Below are 19,017 nucleotides of genomic sequence, written 5' to 3' on the forward strand. Positions count from 1 at the left end.
TTATTCGGCAAGTATACCCGAATTAGAGCGTTCTGGTTACCATCTCGACGCGGAAGCACTCGATGACGTCGCCGACACGCATGTCCTCGTAGTTCTGGAAGGCCATGCCGCATTCCTGGCCGCCCGGCACTTCCGCAACCTCGTCCTTGAAGCGCTTCAGCGTCTTCAGCGTGCCTTCGTGGATCACGACGTTGTCGCGGATCAGGCGAACACCCGCGCCACGCTCGACCTTGCCTTCGGTGACACGGCAGCCGGCGATCTTGCCGACCTTGGAGATGTCGAAGATCTCGAGGATCTCGGCATTGCCGATGAAGGTCTCGCGCCGCTCCGGCGAAAGCATGCCGGAAAGCGCTGCCTTCACGTCATCGACGAGGTTGTAGATGATCGAGTAGTAGCGGATCTCGATGCCGGCCGCGGCCGCGGCCGCACGCGCCTGCGCATTGGCGCGGACGTTGAAGCCGATGATCGCCGCTCCGGACGTCTCGGCGAGCGAGACATCGCTTTCGGTAATGCCGCCGGCGCCGGCATGGACGATGCGCGCGCGCACCTCGTCATTGCCGAGCTTTTCAAGCGCGGCATTGATCGCCTCGATCGAACCCTGCACGTCGCCCTTGATCACCAGCGGGAATTCCTTCAATCCGCTCGTCTGCAGCTGCGACATCATCTGCTCGAGCGAGCCGCGCTGGCCGGCATGCTTGGCCACCGCCTTGTCGCGCGCCAGGCGCTGGCGGTATTCGGTGATCTCACGGGCGCGCGCCTCGTTGTTGACGACGGCGAAGCGGTCGCCCGCCTGCGGCGTGCCCTGGAGGCCAAGCACCTCGACCGGCATTGCCGGCGGCGCTTCCGGCACATGCTCGCCGCGATCGTTGACGAGCGCGCGCACACGGCCCCACTCGTTGCCGGCGACGATGATGTCGCCCGGCATCAGCGTGCCGGTCTGCACCAGCACGGTGGCGACGGGACCGCGTCCCTTGTCCAGCTGCGCCTCGATGACCGCGCCTTCGGCGGTGCGGTCGGGATTGGCCTTGAGGTCGAGGACTTCGGACTGCAGCAGGATCGCTTCCAAGAGCTTGTCGAGATTGATGCCCTTGGTCGCCGAAACCTCGACGTCCAACACCTCACCGCCCATCGATTCCACGAACACTTCGTGGCGCAGCAGTTCGGTCCGCACTTTCTGCGGGTCGGCATCGCGCTTGTCGATCTTGTTGATAGCCACGATGATCGGCACGCCGGCCGCCTTGGCGTGATTGATCGATTCGATCGTCTGCGGCATCACGCTGTCGTCGGCCGCCACCACCAGCACCGCGATGTCGGTAACCTGCGCGCCACGGGCGCGCATGGCCGTGAAGGCCGCGTGGCCGGGCGTGTCGATGAAGGTGATCTTCTGACCGTTCTTCTCGATCTGGTAGGCACCGATATGCTGGGTGATGCCGCCGGCCTCGCCGGAGACGACATTGGCGTTGCGGATCGCGTCGAGCAGCGAGGTCTTGCCGTGGTCGACATGGCCCATGATGGTCACGACCGGCGGACGCGAGACAAGGTCTTCCGGGCGGTCGGCGATGTTGAACAGGCCTTCCTCGATGTCGGACTCGGCGACGCGGCGGACCGTGTGGCCGAATTCGGAGGCGACCAGCTCAGCCGTGTCGGCGTCGATGACGTCGCCCGGCTTCAGGATCTGGCCCTGCTTCATGAAGAACTTGACCACGTCCACGGCGCGCTCGGACATGCGTTGCGCCAGTTCCTGGATGGTGATGGTTTCGGGCAGGATCACTTCGCGCATGACTTTCTCGCGCGGCTCATTGTGAAGCGCGCGTTTGAATTTTTCCTGGCGGCGACGCATCGACGACAGCGAGCGGGCGCGCGCGTCGTCATCCGACAGCGCCGAGTTCAGCGTCAGCTTGCCGCGGCGGCGATCTTCCTCGCCCTTTGTCGGCTTGGCAGGCCTTGCCACTTCCGGCGTCGCAAGACGGCGCGGTGGCGCACTCGCGGCACCGGCACCGGTACGCCTCGGCTTGGCCTCCTCCTCGTCGTCAGCGGTGGCGACATCCGCCGCCAGCGGCGCGCGGCGGCGAGCCTCTTCCTCGGCGCGCCGGCGGGCCTCGGCCTCAGTCTGCAGGCGTGCCTCCTCCTCGGCCTGACGGCGCGCGGATTCCTCGCGCTCGCGCTTGCGGCGTTCCTCTTCCTCGGCGCGGCGCTTGGCATCTTCCTGAGCGCGCTGGCGATCCTCGGCCTCGCGGGCCTTGGAGCCTTCCAGCGCCTTGCGGCGCGCTTCCATCTCGCCGCGCGAGAGCTCGTTCAGGACCATGCCGGAACGCTCCGGCGGCGGAGGCGGCGCCTTCGGCGCTTCCTGCACGACAGGCGCGGCGGCAACGGCGGGCTTCGGCGTGAAGACGGACGCAGCCACCGGTTCCGGCTTGTCGCCGGGCAGCGAGAACTTGCGCTTCTTGGTCTCGACCACGACCGACTTGGTGCGCCCATGCGAGAAATTCTGGCGCACGGTGCCCTGCTCGAGGCCGGGGCGCTTCAGCGTCAAGGTCTTCTTCGGCGTCACGCTCAACGTCTTGTCGTCGCCCGATTTCGTATCGCTCATTCCATATCCTCTGCGGCATCATCTTCGTCAGCAACGGCCGCAAGCATTGCCAGATCGTTCGGGGTACCGCCCCGATATCGGTCGAGCGCAACTACGCGCTTCTCAACCGCCTGTCCCGCGTCCTGCGCGAGAACGGCAGCATGTATCACATTTGTACCCCCCAATGCCAAGCTCAACTCGGCTTCGGGGAAAAGTTTGTAGGCAAGGATGGCCGGTCCGCCGAGATGGACGGTTGCCCGCCGCGCCTGACTGATCTTGCGGACACCGTCGTCCGAAGCCTCGGTCGCATGCAGCACCAGAAGCGCCAGCCCGTCGCGCACCGCACCTTCGACCTTGGCAGCGCCAAGGACGACGGCGCCAGCCTTGCGAGCAAGGCCAAGCATGCCCAGAGCGGATCTGGAGAGCAGCCCGTCGACCATGCCGCCGAGATCGGCCGGAACGGTCACCTGCGCCTTGAAGGCACGGGCAAACAGGTTCTTGGCCGCTGCCTTCTCGATATGTAGGCGATCGGCAGTAACCCAGCAACCGCGGCCGGGCAGATTTCTCTTGATGTCCGGAACGACGACCGAATCCGGGCCGACGACGAAGCGGATCAGTTCATCCGCTTCGGCCTGCCTGCGCGTAACGATGCAAGTGCGATCGTTCATCTCGTCCACGGGCTTTGCGATTGGTGGTCACCTCACGCACCGACGGTTTCGTCGGCCGCTGCCTCTTCGGCAGCGAGTTCTTCCTCGGTGATCCAGCCGGCCTGCTTGCGGGCGGCGAGCACCATCTGCTCCGCCTCCGCGCGCGAGACGCCGTGGCTGGCGAGCACGCCCGGATAGACCTTGGTCTCGCCGTCCTTGCGCTCTTTCCAGCCGATCAGATCGTCGGCGGCATAGCCGGCGAAGTCCTCGACCGTCTTCACGCCGTCCTCGCCGAGCGTCACCATCATGGCGGTGGTGATGCCGGGAATGTCGCGCAGCTCGTCCTTCACGCCCAGCGCCTTGCGCTTTTCGTCGTGCTCGGCCTCGATCTTCTCCAGATATTCGCGGGCGCGGGTCTGGATTTCCGAAGCGGTGTCCTCGTCGAAGCCATCGATCGAGGAAATTTCGCCAGAGTCGACATAAGCGACTTCCTCGACGCTGGTGAAGCCTTCGGAGGCAAGCACCTGGCCGACCATCTCGTCGACGTCGAGCGCTTCCATGAAGAGCGCCGAACGCTCGACGAATTCCTTCTGGCGACGCTCGCTTTCTTCCTGCTCGGTCAGGATGTCGATATCCCAGCCGGTGAGCTGCGAGGCAAGGCGCACGTTCTGGCCGCGGCGGCCGATGGCCAGCGACAGCTGGTCGTCCGGTACCACCACCTCGATGCGCTCGGCGTCCTCGTCGAGCACCACCTTGGCGACCTCGGCCGGTTGCAGCGCGTTGACGATGAAGGACGCGGCCGATGGCGACCACGGAATGATGTCGATCTTCTCGCCCTGCAATTCGCCGACCACGGCCTGGACGCGGCTGCCGCGCATGCCGACGCAGGCGCCGACTGGATCGATCGAGGAATCGCGCGAGATAACGGCGATCTTGGCGCGCGAGCCCGGATCGCGGGCGACCGACTTGATCTCGATGATGCCGTCGTAGATTTCCGGCACTTCCATGGTGAACAGCTTGGCCATGAACTGCGGATGCGTGCGCGACAGGAAGATCTGCGGGCCGCGCTGCTCGCGTCGCACGTCATAGACATAGGCCCGCACGCGGTCGCCATATTTATAGTTCTCGCGCGGGATCAGCTCGTCGCGGCGGATGATCGCCTCGCCTCGGCCGAGATCGACGATGACATTGCCGTACTCGACGCGCTTGACGGTGCCGTTGACGATCTCGCCGATGCGATCCTTGTACTCGTCATACTGGCGATCGCGCTCGGCCTCACGCACCTTCTGGACGATGACCTGCTTGGCCGACTGCGCGGCGATGCGGCCGAAATCCATGGGCGGCAGCTGCTCGGCGATGAAGTCGCCGATCTGGGCGTCGGGGTTGCGCTCGCGCGCCGTGGAAAGCGCGATCTGCGTCGCGTAGTCCTCGACCTTCTCGACCACTTCCATCAGCCGCTGCAGCTTCATCTCGCCGGTGTTCGGGTTGATGTCGGCGCGGATGTTGGTCTCCTGGCCGTAACGAGAGCGCGCTGCCTTCTGGATCGCATCGGCCATGGCGGCGATAACGATCTGCTTGTCGATCGACTTTTCACGCGCGACCGCGTCGGCGATCTGCAGCAGTTCAAGCCTGTTGGCGCTTACAACCATTGTCTTTCTCCCGATTTCGCGCCGGGCATACGGCCCGGCTACTCAATCAACTTTCCTGTTCGGTTTCATTTTCCTCGCCGTCGGCAGCGTCTTCCGCTTCGCCACGGCGCTTCCTGGCTTCCTTGCGCGCCCGGTTGTCCTTCGACAGGGCATCGCGGATGAGATCGTCGGTCAGCACCAGCCGGGCCTCGGCGATCGCGTCGTAAGGCACGCGCACCGTCGGCTCTTCGCCATAGGCCGCCTTGTCGCGCTCGATCAGGATGCCATCGGCATCGGCCTCGGCGATCTTGCCCTTGAAGCGTTTGCGGTCGCCGACAAGAACCGATGTCTCCAACTTGACCAGATGGCCGGTCCAGGCGGTGAAATCCGACTTACGCACCAGCGGCCGGTCGATGCCTGGCGAGGAAACTTCCAGATGATACGCTTTTTCGATCGGATCATCGACATCGAGCGCCGGCGACACGGCGCGGCTGACCTCTTCGCAATCTTCGACGGTCATGGTGCCGTCTTCGCGTTCGGCCATGATCTGCAGCGTCAGCCCGTTCTGGCCGGTCAACTGCACCCGCACGAGCCGGAAGCCGATGGCCTTGAGCACCGGCTGCACGATCAGCGCAATGCGCGCATCGATACCGCTTTCGCGGATGATACGGTCGTCGGCCTCGCTTGCCGCTGCAGTCATCAGATCCCTGTCGCTTTTTGCTTCCGGCCGGCAGGTAACAAAAAAGAGCGGGACCGGGTGGACCCACTCTTCGTCATACCGACCAAGAATTTGAAGTTGATATAGACGATTGCCGCCGGCGTTTCAAGCCTTCAGGCACAGGCCAGCGGTGGTGTCTACAACTGGCGCGGCCATCGTTGGGCCGCATGCATCACGGTGAGTATCTCGATCTCCTCGCCGATAACACGGTAGGGAATTATGTATGGGACATCAGCGAGGACGAGTTCTCGTGTCCCTTTCACCCGCCAGACCCGCCCCATGGCGGGTTGCTCGGCGAGATTGTCCGCACAGGAAACGATACGCGCAACCACTCGTGCCGCGGCCGTTGGATTGTCCTTTTCGATGAAAGCGCCAATCTGGTCGAGACGACGCACGGCGTGCTGGGTCCAGCGGATCCGCTTCATCGTTCGGGCTTGACGTATTTCGCTATGACGCCGGCCAAATCCTTCTCGCTTGCGAATTCTCCTCGATCGGCTTCGTCAAGGCCGGCCTCGATCTCGGCAAGCTGCCATTCTTCCCTGGCGACATAGTCTTCGATCGCTTGAGCGGCGACGTAGGAACGAGAGCGATCCACCTTTTCGGCCAGTTGGTCCAGCTTGGCCACAGTCTCATCCGGAAGCCGCACGGTGAAGGCGCTCATCATCCGGTCTCCATTCTGGTTCATTGTGAATGTGGTAGAACCAAAGTGGTTCGTCAACTCCGCATGCCGTGAGGCGGAGCGGCGACGCAGCGACCTGAAGAAACTCGGCATCGATCCGGCCGCTTTCGACCGAATCGGCCGCTTCTAGAGCGGCTGATTACGACACCTTGGTGCCGTCTATTTCCGGATGAAGGTCAGATAGGCCGGCCGCCGTCCTTCGCGGATGGCCTTGGCCTCGTAGCGGGTGCCTGGCCAGCCGTCATAGGGCTGGTGCCAGCCGGAAGCGTCCTCGGCCTGCCATGCGAAGGCGCCGTGTTCGCGGCAGGCAAGCAGCGTCCAGTTCACATAGCTGTCGATGTCGGAAGCGAAGCGGAACCTGCCGCCGGCTTTCAGCACCCGGGCAAAGCGGTCGAGATTGGCGGCGCCGACAAAACGCCGCTTCCAGTGCTTCTTCTTCGGCCACGGATCGGGATAAAGCAAGTCGATGCCGTCGAGCGAGGCTTCCGGCAGCCAGTCGAGCAGCCGCGTGGCGTCGTCGTCATAGACCCTGAGATTGGCAAGCGGCGCCTTGCCGACAGCCGTCATCATCTTGGCCATGCCGTTGACGAAAGGCTCGACGCCGATGAAACCGGTTCCGGGCGCTTCCGTCGCGCGATGCAGGAGATGCTCGCCGCCACCGAAACCGATTTCCAGCTGCAGCGTCGAGACCGGTGCCTTGAACAAGGTCCTGAGATCGGCCGGCGCTTCCGCCGTCAGGTCGACCCGGTATTGGCGCAGGCCGCTTTCGAGGGCGATCGCCTGCTGCGGGCGGATAGTCTTGCCGTGCCGGCGACCGAAGAATCCTTCGGTCGCCCGGCTCGGCCTATCCTTTGCGTCCGCTGGCGTCAGGCGGCGACGGCGTCCTTGAGCGCCTTGGCAAGATCGGTCTTTTCCCAGGAGAAGGAGCCGTCGCGACCGGCCTTGCGACCGAAATGGCCGTAGGACGAGGTTTTTGCATAGATCGGCTTGTTGAGGTCGAGATGACGGCGAATGCCCGACGGCGACAGGTCCATCACCTTGCGCAGCGCATCCTCGAGCTTCGCTTCGTCCACCTTGCCGGTGCCGTGCAGGTCGACATAGACCGACAGCGGCTGGGCGACGCCGATGGCGTAGGAGAGCTGGATGGTGCAGCGGTCGGCAAGCTTGGCCGCCACCACGTTCTTGGCAAGATAGCGCGCCGCATAGGCGGCCGAACGGTCGACCTTGGTGGTGTCCTTGCCCGAGAAGGCGCCGCCGCCGTGAGGGGCTGCGCCACCATAGGTGTCGACGATGATCTTGCGGCCGGTGAGGCCGGCATCGCCGTCAGGCCCGCCGATGACGAATTTGCCGGTCGGGTTGATGTACCAGTTGCAGTCCTCGGCGATCTTCAAGTCGCCAAGCGCCTCGCGGATATAGGGCTCGACCACCTTGCGGACCTTCTTGGAGTCCCAGTTCGCATCGAGATGCTGGGTGGAGAGCACGATCTGCGTGACTTCCGCCGCCTTGCCGTCGGCATAGCGCACGGTGACCTGGCTCTTGGCGTCCGGACCGAGCTTGCCGGCCTCGCCATTGCCTTCATGACGTGCCGCTGCCAGCAGTTCGAGAATCTTGTGGCTGTAATAGATCGGTGCCGGCATCAGGTCGGGCGTCTCGCGGCAGGCGTAGCCGAACATGATGCCCTGGTCGCCGGCCCCTTCCTCGCCCTGGCGGTCGGCGGCATTGTCGACGCCCTGGCCGATGTCGGGCGACTGGCCATGCAGCAGCACGTCGATCTTGGCGGTCTTCCAGTGGAAGCCGGACTGCTCGTAGCCGATCTCGCGGATCGCCTTGCGGGCAACCGACTTGAACTTGGCCGGGTTGACCACAGGGTGGCCGGACGCGTCCTTGAGGACGTTGCCCGCCTTGTCCTTCTTCAAAAGCGTGTCCGGGACGCGGACCTCGCCGGCGATGACGACGCGGTTGGTGGTGGCCAGCGTCTCGCAGGCAACGCGCACCTTCCACGGATCCATGCCCGTCTTCTTGGCTTCGCGATAGACCAGATCGACGATCTCGTCGGAGATACGGTCACAGACTTTGTCGGGATGACCCTCGGAGACGGATTCCGAGGTGAAGAGATAGTTCTGCCGCGTCACGGGTGTCCCCTCTTGAAAAGATCGGCAAGCTGCCGATTTTGGCGCGCCACGTGTTAGCGGTGCCGGGCGCCGCTCGTCAAGCGGCGCGACGGATCTGGCATGAATGTAGGCAAGGTCGGGCTATGCCACCGGCGGCATGAAACCGCCGGCGGCATCAGGCAAATCAATCGGCGTCCTCGGCGGAAAGCGCCTTCACCAGATCGATGATCCTGCGGCGCACCTTGACGTCGCCGATCTTGACGAAGGCCCGGTTGAGCTGAAGCCCTTCGGGACTGCCGCAGAATTCAATGGCGAACGCCATCGAGGAGTCTTCGGCAAATCCCCTGGTGCCGCCGGCGGGCTCCTCGCCCGGAGCATCCTCGAAGAAGAAGGCGACAGGAACGCTCAGGATGGAAGCGATCGCCTGCAGGCGGCTGGCGCCAACCCTGTTTGTGCCCTTCTCGTACTTCTGGATCTGCTGAAAGGTGATGCCGAGATTTTCACCCAGCTTTTCCTGGCTCATTCCAAGCATATTGCGACGCAGCCGGATGCGGCTCCCGACATGGATGTCGATCGGATTCGGCTTCTTCTTGTTCTCTTCTGTCATTTTTTCCTCGCCGAATTTTTCCGGCTTTTTCTATTTGTTCCGCCCATATGAAGCCGGAGCCACCTGCCCCAACAGAACCCTCCAACCGACTTCGAGAAAATTTTAGGCGTTACAGTATGAGTTTCTAATGTGCCGACTGTCAATTCACCCGTAGCCGCTGCCTTACATTCAGTGTGAAGGCAATCAGCGCAAACAGCAACATGATCAGCAATCCGTTAATGCGTCGCTGTTCGGCGGGCAGGAGGGAGCGCCCAGAAACGGGCACATGCGCGTCGATAGCGCCGCGCGCGTCGACGGCAAGCGCATCGACAATGCGCCCGCGCGAATCGACGACGGCCGATATGCCATTGTTAGCCGCGCGCAACAGAGGCATTCCATTCTCCGCTGCGCGAATCTGCGCCTGCCTGAAGTGCTGATACGGGCCTGGCGTGTCGCCAAACCATGCGTCGTTGGTGACGTTCACAATCAAGTCGGCGGACACAGCGTCAGCAGCAACGAGATCGGGAAAAATCACCTCGTAGCAGATGAACGGAGCGGCACGCAGGCCGCCCGGCACGCCGATCGGATGGCGTTCGTTGCCGGCGGCGAAATTCATCGGCCCGGCAACAAGCTGGCCTATGCTCAAGCGTTCGAACAAGTCGGCGAAGGGCAGATATTCGCCGAACGGCACCAGATGCACCTTGTCGACGGCATCGACGATCTCGCCCTTGTCGTTGATCGCCACAACGGAATTGTAATAGCGGCTGCCGGCATTGGCCGATCCGCCCTCCTCGCGCACGACACCGGCTATCAGCATCTGGCCGTCGGCCAGCATATCGCCCAGCGCCGTCAGCGCGTCCGGACGCTCGGTGAAGAGGAACGGCACCGATGTCTCAGGCCACAGGATAAGCTGCGGCTTGGCATGGCCCTGTTCCGGCGCTTTCCCCGATATCCCCAGCAAAGTCGCGAAGATGCGGTCGCGCACCGAGGCATCCCATTTCTCGCTGAGATCGACAGCGGGCTGGACGATGCGGACGTCGATCGCGCGGCTCGGTTCGACCGGTGCCGCAAGCCTGACATAGCCGAAGCCGACATGGGCGGCGACGAGGATGACAAACAAGGCGAGGCCGAGCTTGAGATGGCGGCGCGCGGCGATGAGCGCCGGAAGAGAAAAGACAAAGACCGCGAGCGCATTCATGCCGATCATGCCGGTCACCGATACGCTCTGCATCAGGAGCGGCACCGGCATTGCGGCATAGCCGACGGCATTCCACGGGAAGCCGGTGAAGAGGAAATCGCGCAGCCATTCCGCGAGCCCGAAGCCGAAGGCTAACGCCGCGATACGACCGATATCGCTGCTCCAGAACAGCCGCGCCACAACGGTGGCAAAGCCATAGAAGAAAGCGAGCGCGAACGGGATGCCGACAACGGCGAAGGGCAAGGCCCACGCGAAGCTGTCGGCCTCGACCAGCAATGCCTGGCCGATCCACCAGAGGCCGGCCAGGAAATAGCCGAAGCCGAACCACCAGCCAGCGGCGAAGGCCGGCCTCAGGCGCCTCAACCAGCCATCTGACGCCTCGCCGGTGGCGCCGTCGAGCAGCCAGACAAGGACCGGAAACGAAACGAAGCAGACGGCGAAGAAATCGTAAGGCGCCTGGGCAAGCACCGCCAGCGCTCCGGCGGCAAACGCCACCAGCGCCCGCCGCCACCCCCACAGCAGAATTATCCGGCCGGCAAAGCGCTGCATCAAGCTTCCCAAGTCGCGCGAATCAGGGAGCTAGAGGTTTAACAGGCTGCGCCGCCCGATCCAAACCCAGATAAGCGCAGCCTGATGCGCCGTCGCGCTATATCGGTATCCCGCTACAGCTCTTTGCCTTAGCCGCATTTCTGCAACGCCAAGCGATTCCGCTTGGCTGCAAAATGCTCAGTTGTGCCAGCCCTCGATCCGCAGGCCGCTCGGCCGCTCGGCCTCGTCCTTCGGGACAACGCGCACGGTCTGGCTGAACGTCCAGACATGACCCTCGGGATCGCGGGCGCGGTATTGGCGCTCGCCGTAGAAATGATCCGTCGGTCCCTGAAGAATTTCCGCGCCGGCCGCACGTGCCTTTTCGCAATGAGCGTCGAGATCCTGCCGCAGCCGGATATAGACGGCCTGGGTGTTCTTGCCGCCGACCGAGGCCGGGCTGGCGACATGCTCGGCCCATTCGCAATCGACGATGATGTAGCCGTCGCCGAAACGCATTTCGGCATGGACAAGCCGGCCGTCGGCGTCGCTCACCACCATGCTTGGCTCGAAGCCAAAGGCCGCCTGCAGCCAGGTCAATGCGGCGCGCGGATCTTTATAGAAGACGCCTGAGCCGAGAACGGCATGCTTGAAAGGATCGTCGACGGGCATGTCGCGACGGTGTCAGGCCTGCTCGGTGCGCGCGGCACGGCGGCGACGCTCGCCTTTCTGGCTCTGCACGATGCGCACGCGCTTGACGCGGCGCGGGTCGGCGTCGAGCACGTGGAACTCGAAACCTGGGATGGCCTGCACCACTTCGCCGCGAGCGGGGACGCGGCCGAGCGTGTTGAAGATCATACCGCCGATGGTGTCGACATATTCGCCATGCTCGCCGGCGGCGAAATCCTCGCCGATCATCTTGGCGACCTCGTCGATCTCGGCTTTGCCGTCGACGACGAAGACGCCGTCGCCGGTCTGCGTGATCATCGGCTCGTCGTCGTCATGCTCGTCCTCGATGTCGCCGACCACCATCTCGACGATATCCTCCAGCGAGGCGAGGCCGTCGGTGCCGCCATACTCGTCGATGACCAGCGCCATCTGCGTGCGGGTCGTCTGCATGCGCCCCATCAGGTCGGAGGCAAGCATCGAGGGCGGCACGAACAGAACCGGACGGATCAGGCTGAGATCGCCGATGGTGCGCGCAAGGTCGACCTGGGCAAGGTCGAGCGCGGTCGACACCGGCGTCTTCGCTCTGCTGCGGCCCTTCTTGACGCGGGCGAGCTTGGTGATGTGGGCGAGCACGTCGCGAATGTGGACCATGCCGCGCGGATCGTCCAATGTCTCGGAATAGACCGGCATGCGCGAATGGCCGGACTGCTCGAACAGCCCAAGCAGATCGCCAAGCGTCGTGTTGATCTCGACCGCCTCGATGTCGGCGCGCGGCACCATGACGTCCTCCACCCGGACTTCGCGCAGGCGCAGGATGTTGTTGAGCATGGCGCGTTCGCCGGGCGAGAAGGCGCCGGCATCGGTCGCCGTTTCGGCAAGCGCGCCGGCGATTTCCTCGCGCAGGCTGGTGCCATTGCGGTGCCGGAACAGGCCAAGCACGCGGTCCACAAGGGAAGGACCGGCATGCGTCGGCTCAGCGGCCGCGCTGCCGGTCGGAATACTCGGACTTGAGCCCTCTTCCGTCTTTTCGGAAGACTTGGCAGCACTGCCGGCGTCCGGACGGGCGGCAGTTTCTGGTGTGTCGTTCATCGCCATCGGGTCAATTGAGCTTTTTTGTTACGCGTAGGGATCGGGAATGGCAAGTCTCGCAAGCGCCGCGCGCTCGATCCCTTCCATCTCCTCGGCCTCGGCGTCGGTCTCATGATCATGGCCCAAAAGATGCAGCAGGCCATGGATAACAAGATGGGTGATATGGTTCGCAACCGGCTTGTCTTCCAGTGCCGCCTCGCGAGACACCGTCTCCGAAGCCAGCACGATATCGCCCAGCATCGGCGGCAGCTTGCCGCCTTTCGAAAACGAAAAAGCCGGGAAAGACAAGACGTTGGTGGGCTTGTCCTTGCCGCGCCATTCGGCATTGAGCGCCTGGATATGGGCATCATCGGAAAAAACGACGCTGAGCTCGGAAGCGCCGCCCGCGCCGGTCTCGGCAAAAGCGGCCGCAACGGCGCGCTCGACCAGATGCGTCAACTCGGCTTCTGCGGGCCAAGCGCCGGCCTCGACGAAAACATCGATGTCGACCGGGATTCCGGCAGAGGATTTGTTGTCTGCAGCCATACGGCCTTTGATCAGCTTTCGGCGCCGAGGCCTCGCGCCAGCTTGCCGTCGCGGTCATAGGCCTTGACGATCTCGGCGACCAGCGGGTGGCGCACCACGTCGCCTTCGTTGAAGCGGACCGTGACGATGCCCGGCACGCCGTCGAGGATGCGCAGCGCCTCGACCAGCCCCGACTTGGTGTTGGGCGGCAGGTCGATCTGGGTCGGATCGCCGGTGACGATCATGCGCGAGTTCTCGCCGAGACGGGTCAGAAACATCTTCATCTGCATCGGCGTGGTGTTCTGCGCCTCGTCGAGGATCACCGCCGCATGCGCCAGCGTGCGGCCGCGCATGAAGGCCAAGGGCGCGATCTCGATGACCTCGGCGGCAATCGCCCGCTCGACCTTGTCGGCCGGCATCATGTCGTAGAGCGCGTCATAGAGGGGCCGCAGATAGGGGTCGACCTTCTCCTTCATGTCGCCGGGCAGGAAGCCCAGCCGCTCGCCGGCCTCGACGGCGGGGCGCGACAGCACGATGCGCTCAACCATGCCGCGTTCGAGCAGCATGGCCGCATGCGCGACCGCCAGATAGGTCTTGCCGGTGCCGGCAGGGCCGATGCCGAAGACCATTTCCGAGCGCTCCAGCGCCCGCATATAGGCGTCCTGCGTCAGCGACCGGGCATAGATCGTCTTCTTGCGCGTCGCGATCTGGGCGGCCGAAACCTTGCCCTTGCGCTCCAACGTGGGCAGCGTCAGCTGGTCGTCGGCGGCAATCGCCATGCGCACGGCGCCGTCGACATCCGACTGGCCGATGTCGACGCCCTTCTGCAGGATGCCGTAGAGCGTATCCAGCGCCCGGCGCGCCTGCTCGGCGGCCGGAGCCGAGCCTTTGATCGCAAGCTGGTTGCCGCGCGAACGGATATCCACGCCGAGCTTCTGCTCGAGCCGGGCCAGATTCTCGTCGAACTGACCATAAAGGGCGCTGGCAAGCTTGTTGTTGTCGAAGGTCAGTACGATGTGCGCCATGTCGGAAGCCCCGGACGCCTGGTTCGGGGGCGGATTCTTCAGTTCAGCAGCGCTCAACCGTCTCTCCTCATCTGCCGAGGCCCGTCAGGCCAGTTCGGCGAACAGGCTATTGTAGCCGGTCCTTGTGATTCGTACGTCGATAATGTCACCGATTCCGCCGGCCTTGTCGTCAACAATAACGGGCTGCAGCCAAGGCGAACGGCCAACTTTCTGCCCGGCCTGCCGGCCAGGCTTCTCGATCAGCGTGCCTATGGTCCTGCCGACCAGGCTAAAGCCGAAATCCTGCTGCTGCCTGAGAAGCAGACCCTGCAGAGCCTGCAGACGCTCGTCCTTCACCGCTTCCGAGACATGGTCATCCATTTCGGCGCCCGGTGTGCCGGGGCGCGGCGAATATTTGAACGAGAAGGCCGAGGCATAGTTCACCTCGCGCACCAATTTCAGTGTCGCTTCGAAATCCTCATCCGTCTCGCCGGGGAAGCCGACGATGAAGTCGCCGGACATGGCGATATCGGCGCGGGCGGCGCGAATGCGCTCGATGAGCGCCAGATAGTCGCGCGCCGTATGGCGCCGGTTCATCGCCTTCAAAATCCGATCGGAGCCCGACTGTACCGGCAGATGCAGATAGGGCATCAGCGCCGGCAGGTCCCGATGCGCGGCGATCAATTCGTCGTCCATGTCGCGCGGATGGCTGGTGGTGTAGCGCAGCCGCGCCAGGCCAGGGATTTCCGCCAGACGAAACAGCAGGCCGCCAAGACCCCATTCCTCGCCGTTTTCGCCTATGCCGTGCCAGGCGTTGACGTTCTGGCCGAGCAGCGTCACCTCGCGCACGCCGGCCTCGGCGAGGCGCTCGGCCTCGGCGACGATCTGCGCCACCGGGCGCGAAACCTCGGAGCCGCGCGTGTAAGGCACCACGCAGAAGGTGCAGAACTTGTCGCAACCTTCCTGCACCGTCAGGAAAGCGGTGACGCCGCGCCTGGCAAGCTCGGCGCGCTTCGGCTGCGGCAGATGCTCGAACTTGTCCTCGACGGCGTATTCGGTCTCGACGATCTTTTCGCCGCCACGGACCCTCGCCAGGACGTCGGGCAGCCGGTGATAGGTCTGCGGGCCGATGACCAGATCGACCGCTGGCGAGCGGCGGATGATCTCGGCGCCTTCGGCTTGCGCCACGCAGCCGGCGACACCGATCAGCAATTCGCGGCCGGCCTCGGCGCGTTCGGCCTTCATGTCGCGAATGCGGCCAAGCTCGGAATAGACCTTTTCCGCCGCCTTTTCGCGGATATGGCAGGTGTTGAGCAGCACAAGATCCGCATCTTCGACGGCGTCGGTGGCGACATAGCCGTCGGCCGCCAGCGCATCGGTCATACGCTGGGAATCGTAGACATTCATCTGGCAGCCATAGGTCTTGACGAAGACCTTTTTCGCCGTCCGGTCCGTGCCGGCCGAGTGCTCGGCAGCAGCGCCGATGCCGTGGCTTTCAATCGTGTTCAAATCCATCGGGCGGCTTCTAGCGCCTTTCCGTGACAAAAAACAGACGAATCTGCCTGAAGCAGGTCGTCCCGACAGGACGCGCTTCAGGTCTTTTTTTCTTTATGTATGTCGTTATCCCAAAACCGCTACGCACTTTTGGCGAAATGCATCGGCTATCGGCTCTTGGCCGGGTCGGCGAGGACAGCCTGCATCATCTCGCGCACCTTGGCTTCCATCAGCCGTGCCGTTTCCTTGCGGTTCGAGCCCTTGGAGAACGGCACAGGCTCGCCGAAATGCACCTCGGCATCGATCGCGCCTTCGGCAAGCAGGGTTCTCAGGTGCGGCATCAAATCCTGGTCGCCGATCCAGGCGGACATCGGCCGATGGCGGCGGCCCATCGGCATGCCATGCAGGCGCGTATAGGCGATCGCCACGGGCTGGATGAAGACCTGGTCCGCCGCACCTTCCGAAATCGCCATCGAGGCGGCGCCGAAGAGCGTGCTCTTGAACGGCAGCACAAGGTTGCCGTCCCCGGTCGAACCTTCGGCGAACAGCACCATGGCGTCGCCTTTTGCCATCCTTTTGGCGATCTCGCTCGCCTGGTCGCCGGAGGTGCGCTTGCGCTCGCGCTCGATGTAGACGGTGCGCTGCAACTTGGACAGCATGCCGATCAGCGGCCAGCCTTCCATGTCGGCCCTGGCGATGAACTTCACATCGACAAAGGAGCCGAGCACCATGATGTCGGTCCAGGAGATATGGTTGGCCGCGATCAGCAGCGGACGTTCCCTGGCCAGCGCGCCCTTCACATGCACCCGCATGCCCAGCGCCCTCAGGATCATGCGATGCCAGATTTTCAGGATGAAGATCTCGGGCCAGAGTCCCGTCTTCATCGACAGTATCTGCAGCGGCACCAGCACCAGTGAACAGACGACGACATAGAAGAGCGCCAGGAAAATCCGTAATTTCTTGATCATTCGCTCCGGCCCCAACATTACAGTGCCGCGCGCCTTAGGGCGCGCAAAGGACGCTGTAACACTCCCGCTTGGCGCATGATCCCTTTCCGAAAATCGGAGCCGATTTTCGGGGTCATGCGCGACTGTGGCTAGCGAAGATCGCGGCGCATGACAAGCGCGCCGGTCGGACCGTGCTCGGTCGAGCGATAATAGTTGGGCCGATGACCGACCTGGATGAAGCCGAGCCTGCGATAAAGCGCGATCGCCGGCGCATTGGTCTCGTCGACCTCAAGGAAGAGCGCTTCGGCGCGCTGCGCATGAAGCTCGCGCAGCACCGCATCCATCAATTGCCAGCCAAGGCCCTGTCGGCGATGGCTACGGGCGACGGCCACGGTCAGGATCTCGCCCTCGCCGGCCGCGAGCCGCGCCAGCACGAAACCGACCGGAGGTTTCGATCCCTGCCCTGTCTCGCGCGCGGCGTAGCCGAACACCGTGTCCTGTTCGAGCAGCGCCGCGAACTCGCCATCGGTCCAGGGCCGCACGAAATCCTCGCGATGCAGCTCCGAGACGGCAGCGCTGTCGGCAACCGTCAGCGGTTCCAAGGCATATTCCCTGCGGCGCGGCTGAAAGAACGGTATGCGCATCAGGCGTCGTTTCCTTTTGGACCACGACTTTTCCGCAAAACCGCCTCCCCCTTTTTGGGATCATGGTTTTCCTTTGGACTGTTGTCCTGTCTTGGAAGAATGAAGCCCGCCTGCGGCTTGGCGTCGGCGCCGCGCAGATAGAGCGGCTTGGGCTTTTCGCCCGGCCCTCTGGCCGACGCCAGCCTGGCATAGGTCGCGATGTCGGCGGTGGCGGCAACCGGGCCGGTGTCGAAGGCCCGTCCCGCCGCTGCGGCAATCTGTGGCGCAGCGGTGCCGACAAGGACGGCATCGGCGCCGTTGGCCATGATCGCCGCCACGGAAAGCGTGATCACTGAAGGTCGGTAAGCCTCCGCTAACGCTTTATCGTAGAGCGCCGCGTGGATTTCGTCGCGGCCGGCGTCGAGCGCGGCAAGCACCGCGCGCTCGGGAAAAGTTTTCGCACCCTCCGCCGCCAGGGCTTCCAGCGTCGTCACGCCGATCGCCGGGATTTTCAACGCCAGCGCCAGGCCGCGCGCGGTCGAGACGCCGACGCGCAGGCCGGTGAACGAGCCGGGTCCGATCGAGACGGCAACGGCGTTGAGATCAGGGTAGCCGATGCCGCCCGCTTTCAAGGCCGTCTCGATGACGGCCATCAGATGCTCGGCATGCCCCTTGCCTAGGTCGCGCACTTCGCGGCCAAGCTCCTTCCCCGCGCCCGCGTCATAGACGCAGGCGGCGCAGAGATTGGCAGCGCAATCGATGGCAAGCAGCTTCATACGGGCAGCTTCATAGGCCGGTTAACGAACTGGATCGAAACACAATTCCCTCTGCCCGGCATAGGCCGCCGCCGCAAGGGCCAGGGCGGAGAAATGTTAAGCGGCTTCGGTTCAGCGCCACAGCGGCATCTTGGTGTTGTCAGGCCGTGGCCGCGATGCACAGCGTGTGATTGTCCCAGACATAGTCCGGTTCGGAACGGGTGGCGCCGTCGCCACCGACGATCTCGCCGGCGCCGGTCGTCGCCATGAAGCCGGAGCCGTCGGGCGCGACGCCGCAGACCTCGACCAGCGCTCTTGTCGTGACCACGCGTCCGCTGGCGGCATCGATGACGGCCAGCGAATTGCCCTCCGGCGAGGTGATGGCGACGGTGCCCGTTGCGCCATTGGCGGCGACCGAGCCGACATAATTGCGCAAGCCTGAGAGCACGTCCTGCGGCATCTCCAGGAGCTCGAGCTCCTTGCCGCGCGCGGCGCGCCCGACCAGCGCCGGCCGGTCGGTCGCCGGCCCGCGATACTGGCAGCCGAACCAGACGGTGCCCACCTGGTCGCGATCCATGTGGCGGATCGAAAGCTGATGCAGCGCCGGCGGCAGTTCGTGCTTTTCGATGAGGTCGCCGGTGACGCGGTCGACCAGCGTGTAGGACGGCTTCATTGTCGCGATGTTGAGTTCGGCGCGACCGAAATCGGGATGGGTCTCGATGCCGCCATTGGCGATGGCTAAAGTGCGGCCATCGCCAAGCAGGAGCAGTTCATGCGGTCCCATGCCGTAGGTCGGGAACTCGCCGACGCGATTGAATTTCGCCCGCGCATCGTAGACGCCCACGACACCTGCCGCGTTGTCGAAGTCGTTCTCCGTAGCGTAGAGCAGAGCGCCGTCAGGCGAGAACACGCCATGGCCGAAGAAATGCCGGCCGGCGATGCTGGCGATGGTCAGCGGCTTGTCGCGGCCGGCATGGTCGAAGACCACCGCAAAGGTGCCGGGCTGGCGGGCAAAGACCACCGAGCGCTTCGACACCGGATCGAAAGTGACGTCGTGGCCGCGATCCGGCAGATCGACCGTATGCAGGATTTTCCCCGCCTCGGAGAGCACGGCGGCGCCGAAGCTGCCGTCGCGCTTGACGAAGGCCGTGGCAAACACCGCATCCGCGGCAAGCGTGTCAGCCCATGCGCGCGGCGCCATGGCGGCGGCGAAGCCCACGCCCGCTGCCCGCAGGAAATCGCGGCGGTGGATGAGGGCGGTTCTCACGGCA

General features: G+C 64.1%; 20 protein-coding genes. 1 reads left to right on the top strand and 19 read right to left on the bottom strand.

Translation table 11 applies throughout. The features are described from left to right. Positions 1-22 precede the first annotated feature (22 nt). The 6 genes from infB to LB523_RS12645 all read right to left on the bottom strand — a co-directional run bounded on the left by infB (position 23) and on the right by LB523_RS12645 (position 6,226). Positions 23-2,590 carry a translation initiation factor IF-2 gene (gene infB, locus LB523_RS12620; RefSeq protein WP_224603058.1) on the bottom strand — a complete coding sequence of 856 codons (2,568 nt, stop codon included), beginning with the start codon at positions 2,588-2,590 and terminating at the stop codon, positions 23-25. After that, the gene (locus LB523_RS12625; RefSeq protein WP_224523891.1) at positions 2,587-3,237 is read right to left on the bottom strand and encodes an RNA-binding protein; all 651 of its coding nucleotides are present in this window, start codon (positions 3,235-3,237) and stop codon (positions 2,587-2,589) included. Before LB523_RS12625 ends, infB begins: the two co-directional genes overlap by 4 nt. Positions 3,238-3,269: 32 nt before the next feature. After that, positions 3,270-4,865 (bottom strand): transcription termination factor NusA, encoded by a 1,596-nt coding sequence (nusA, locus tag LB523_RS12630; RefSeq protein ID WP_095765964.1) that lies wholly within the window; start codon positions 4,863-4,865, stop codon positions 3,270-3,272. A 46-nt stretch (positions 4,866-4,911) separates the two neighbouring features. Beyond that, the gene (gene rimP / locus LB523_RS12635) at positions 4,912-5,544 is read right to left on the bottom strand and encodes a ribosome maturation factor RimP (RefSeq protein WP_140629422.1); all 633 of its coding nucleotides are present in this window, start codon (positions 5,542-5,544) and stop codon (positions 4,912-4,914) included. A gap of 155 nt (positions 5,545-5,699) precedes the next feature. Then, positions 5,700-5,987, bottom strand: coding sequence for a type II toxin-antitoxin system RelE/ParE family toxin (locus tag LB523_RS12640; RefSeq protein WP_224603059.1), 288 nt, complete (start codon positions 5,985-5,987; stop codon positions 5,700-5,702). Beyond that, complete coding sequence (locus LB523_RS12645) at positions 5,984-6,226, bottom strand: CopG family ribbon-helix-helix protein (RefSeq protein WP_181170589.1); 243 nt, start codon at positions 6,224-6,226, stop codon at positions 5,984-5,986. The genes LB523_RS12640 and LB523_RS12645 overlap by 4 nt, the downstream gene beginning before the upstream one ends. On the opposite strand from LB523_RS12645, the gene LB523_RS12650 reads away from it, so the two are divergent. Further along, complete coding sequence (locus LB523_RS12650; protein ID WP_224603218.1) at positions 6,210-6,371, top strand: hypothetical protein; 162 nt, start codon at positions 6,210-6,212, stop codon at positions 6,369-6,371. The genes LB523_RS12645 and LB523_RS12650 overlap by 17 nt on opposite strands. 29 nt (positions 6,372-6,400) lie before the next feature. Here the strand turns inward: LB523_RS12650 and trmB are convergent, their stop codons facing one another. From trmB to LB523_RS12715, 13 genes are all read right to left on the bottom strand, one after another. Beyond that, the gene (gene trmB, locus LB523_RS12655; RefSeq protein ID WP_224603212.1) at positions 6,401-7,111 is read right to left on the bottom strand and encodes a tRNA (guanine(46)-N(7))-methyltransferase TrmB; all 711 of its coding nucleotides are present in this window, start codon (positions 7,109-7,111) and stop codon (positions 6,401-6,403) included. After that, entirely contained in the window at positions 7,108-8,373 is a 1,266-nt protein-coding gene (gene metK, locus LB523_RS12660) for a methionine adenosyltransferase (RefSeq protein ID WP_095765968.1), read from the bottom strand. The genes trmB and metK overlap by 4 nt, the downstream gene beginning before the upstream one ends. Positions 8,374-8,536: 163 nt before the next feature. Continuing rightward, on the bottom strand, positions 8,537-8,959 hold the full coding sequence (locus LB523_RS12665; protein ID WP_140545192.1) for a helix-turn-helix domain-containing protein: 423 nt from the start codon (positions 8,957-8,959) through the stop codon (positions 8,537-8,539). Between the two features lie 139 nt (positions 8,960-9,098). Then, the gene (lnt, locus tag LB523_RS12670) at positions 9,099-10,685 is read right to left on the bottom strand and encodes an apolipoprotein N-acyltransferase (protein WP_224603060.1); all 1,587 of its coding nucleotides are present in this window, start codon (positions 10,683-10,685) and stop codon (positions 9,099-9,101) included. A 177-nt stretch (positions 10,686-10,862) separates the two neighbouring features. Further along, entirely contained in the window at positions 10,863-11,333 is a 471-nt protein-coding gene (locus LB523_RS12675) for a VOC family protein (RefSeq protein ID WP_224603061.1), read from the bottom strand. Positions 11,334-11,345: 12 nt separating this feature from the next. Further along, positions 11,346-12,419 carry a hemolysin family protein gene (locus tag LB523_RS12680; RefSeq protein WP_224545234.1) on the bottom strand — a complete coding sequence of 358 codons (1,074 nt, stop codon included), beginning with the start codon at positions 12,417-12,419 and terminating at the stop codon, positions 11,346-11,348. A 27-nt stretch (positions 12,420-12,446) separates the two neighbouring features. Next, entirely contained in the window at positions 12,447-12,944 is a 498-nt protein-coding gene (gene ybeY / locus LB523_RS12685) for an rRNA maturation RNase YbeY (RefSeq protein ID WP_224603062.1), read from the bottom strand. 11 nt (positions 12,945-12,955) lie between these two features. Next, a complete protein-coding gene (locus LB523_RS12690; RefSeq protein WP_411962568.1) occupies positions 12,956-13,948 on the bottom strand; it encodes a PhoH family protein in 993 nt (330 codons plus the stop codon). 84 nt (positions 13,949-14,032) lie between these two features. Next, a complete protein-coding gene (miaB, locus tag LB523_RS12695) occupies positions 14,033-15,442 on the bottom strand; it encodes a tRNA (N6-isopentenyl adenosine(37)-C2)-methylthiotransferase MiaB (RefSeq protein WP_224603063.1) in 1,410 nt (469 codons plus the stop codon). A gap of 146 nt (positions 15,443-15,588) precedes the next feature. Continuing rightward, positions 15,589-16,389, bottom strand: a complete 801-nt coding sequence (locus tag LB523_RS12700) for a lysophospholipid acyltransferase family protein (RefSeq protein WP_224545231.1) — start codon at positions 16,387-16,389, stop codon at positions 15,589-15,591. A 128-nt stretch (positions 16,390-16,517) separates the two neighbouring features. Further along, the gene (rimI, locus tag LB523_RS12705) at positions 16,518-17,012 is read right to left on the bottom strand and encodes a ribosomal protein S18-alanine N-acetyltransferase (protein WP_224545230.1); all 495 of its coding nucleotides are present in this window, start codon (positions 17,010-17,012) and stop codon (positions 16,518-16,520) included. Next, entirely contained in the window at positions 17,012-17,767 is a 756-nt protein-coding gene (gene tsaB, locus LB523_RS12710; RefSeq protein ID WP_224545229.1) for a tRNA (adenosine(37)-N6)-threonylcarbamoyltransferase complex dimerization subunit type 1 TsaB, read from the bottom strand. The genes rimI and tsaB overlap by 1 nt, the downstream gene beginning before the upstream one ends. Positions 17,768-17,906: 139 nt before the next feature. Beyond that, positions 17,907-19,013, bottom strand: coding sequence for a DUF1513 domain-containing protein (locus tag LB523_RS12715; protein ID WP_224545228.1), 1,107 nt, complete (start codon positions 19,011-19,013; stop codon positions 17,907-17,909). Between the last annotated feature and the right edge of the window lie 4 nt (positions 19,014-19,017).

The sequence above is a fragment of the Mesorhizobium sp. ESP-6-4 genome (assembly GCF_020164735.1).
GTDB lineage: Bacteria > Pseudomonadota > Alphaproteobacteria > Rhizobiales > Rhizobiaceae > Mesorhizobium.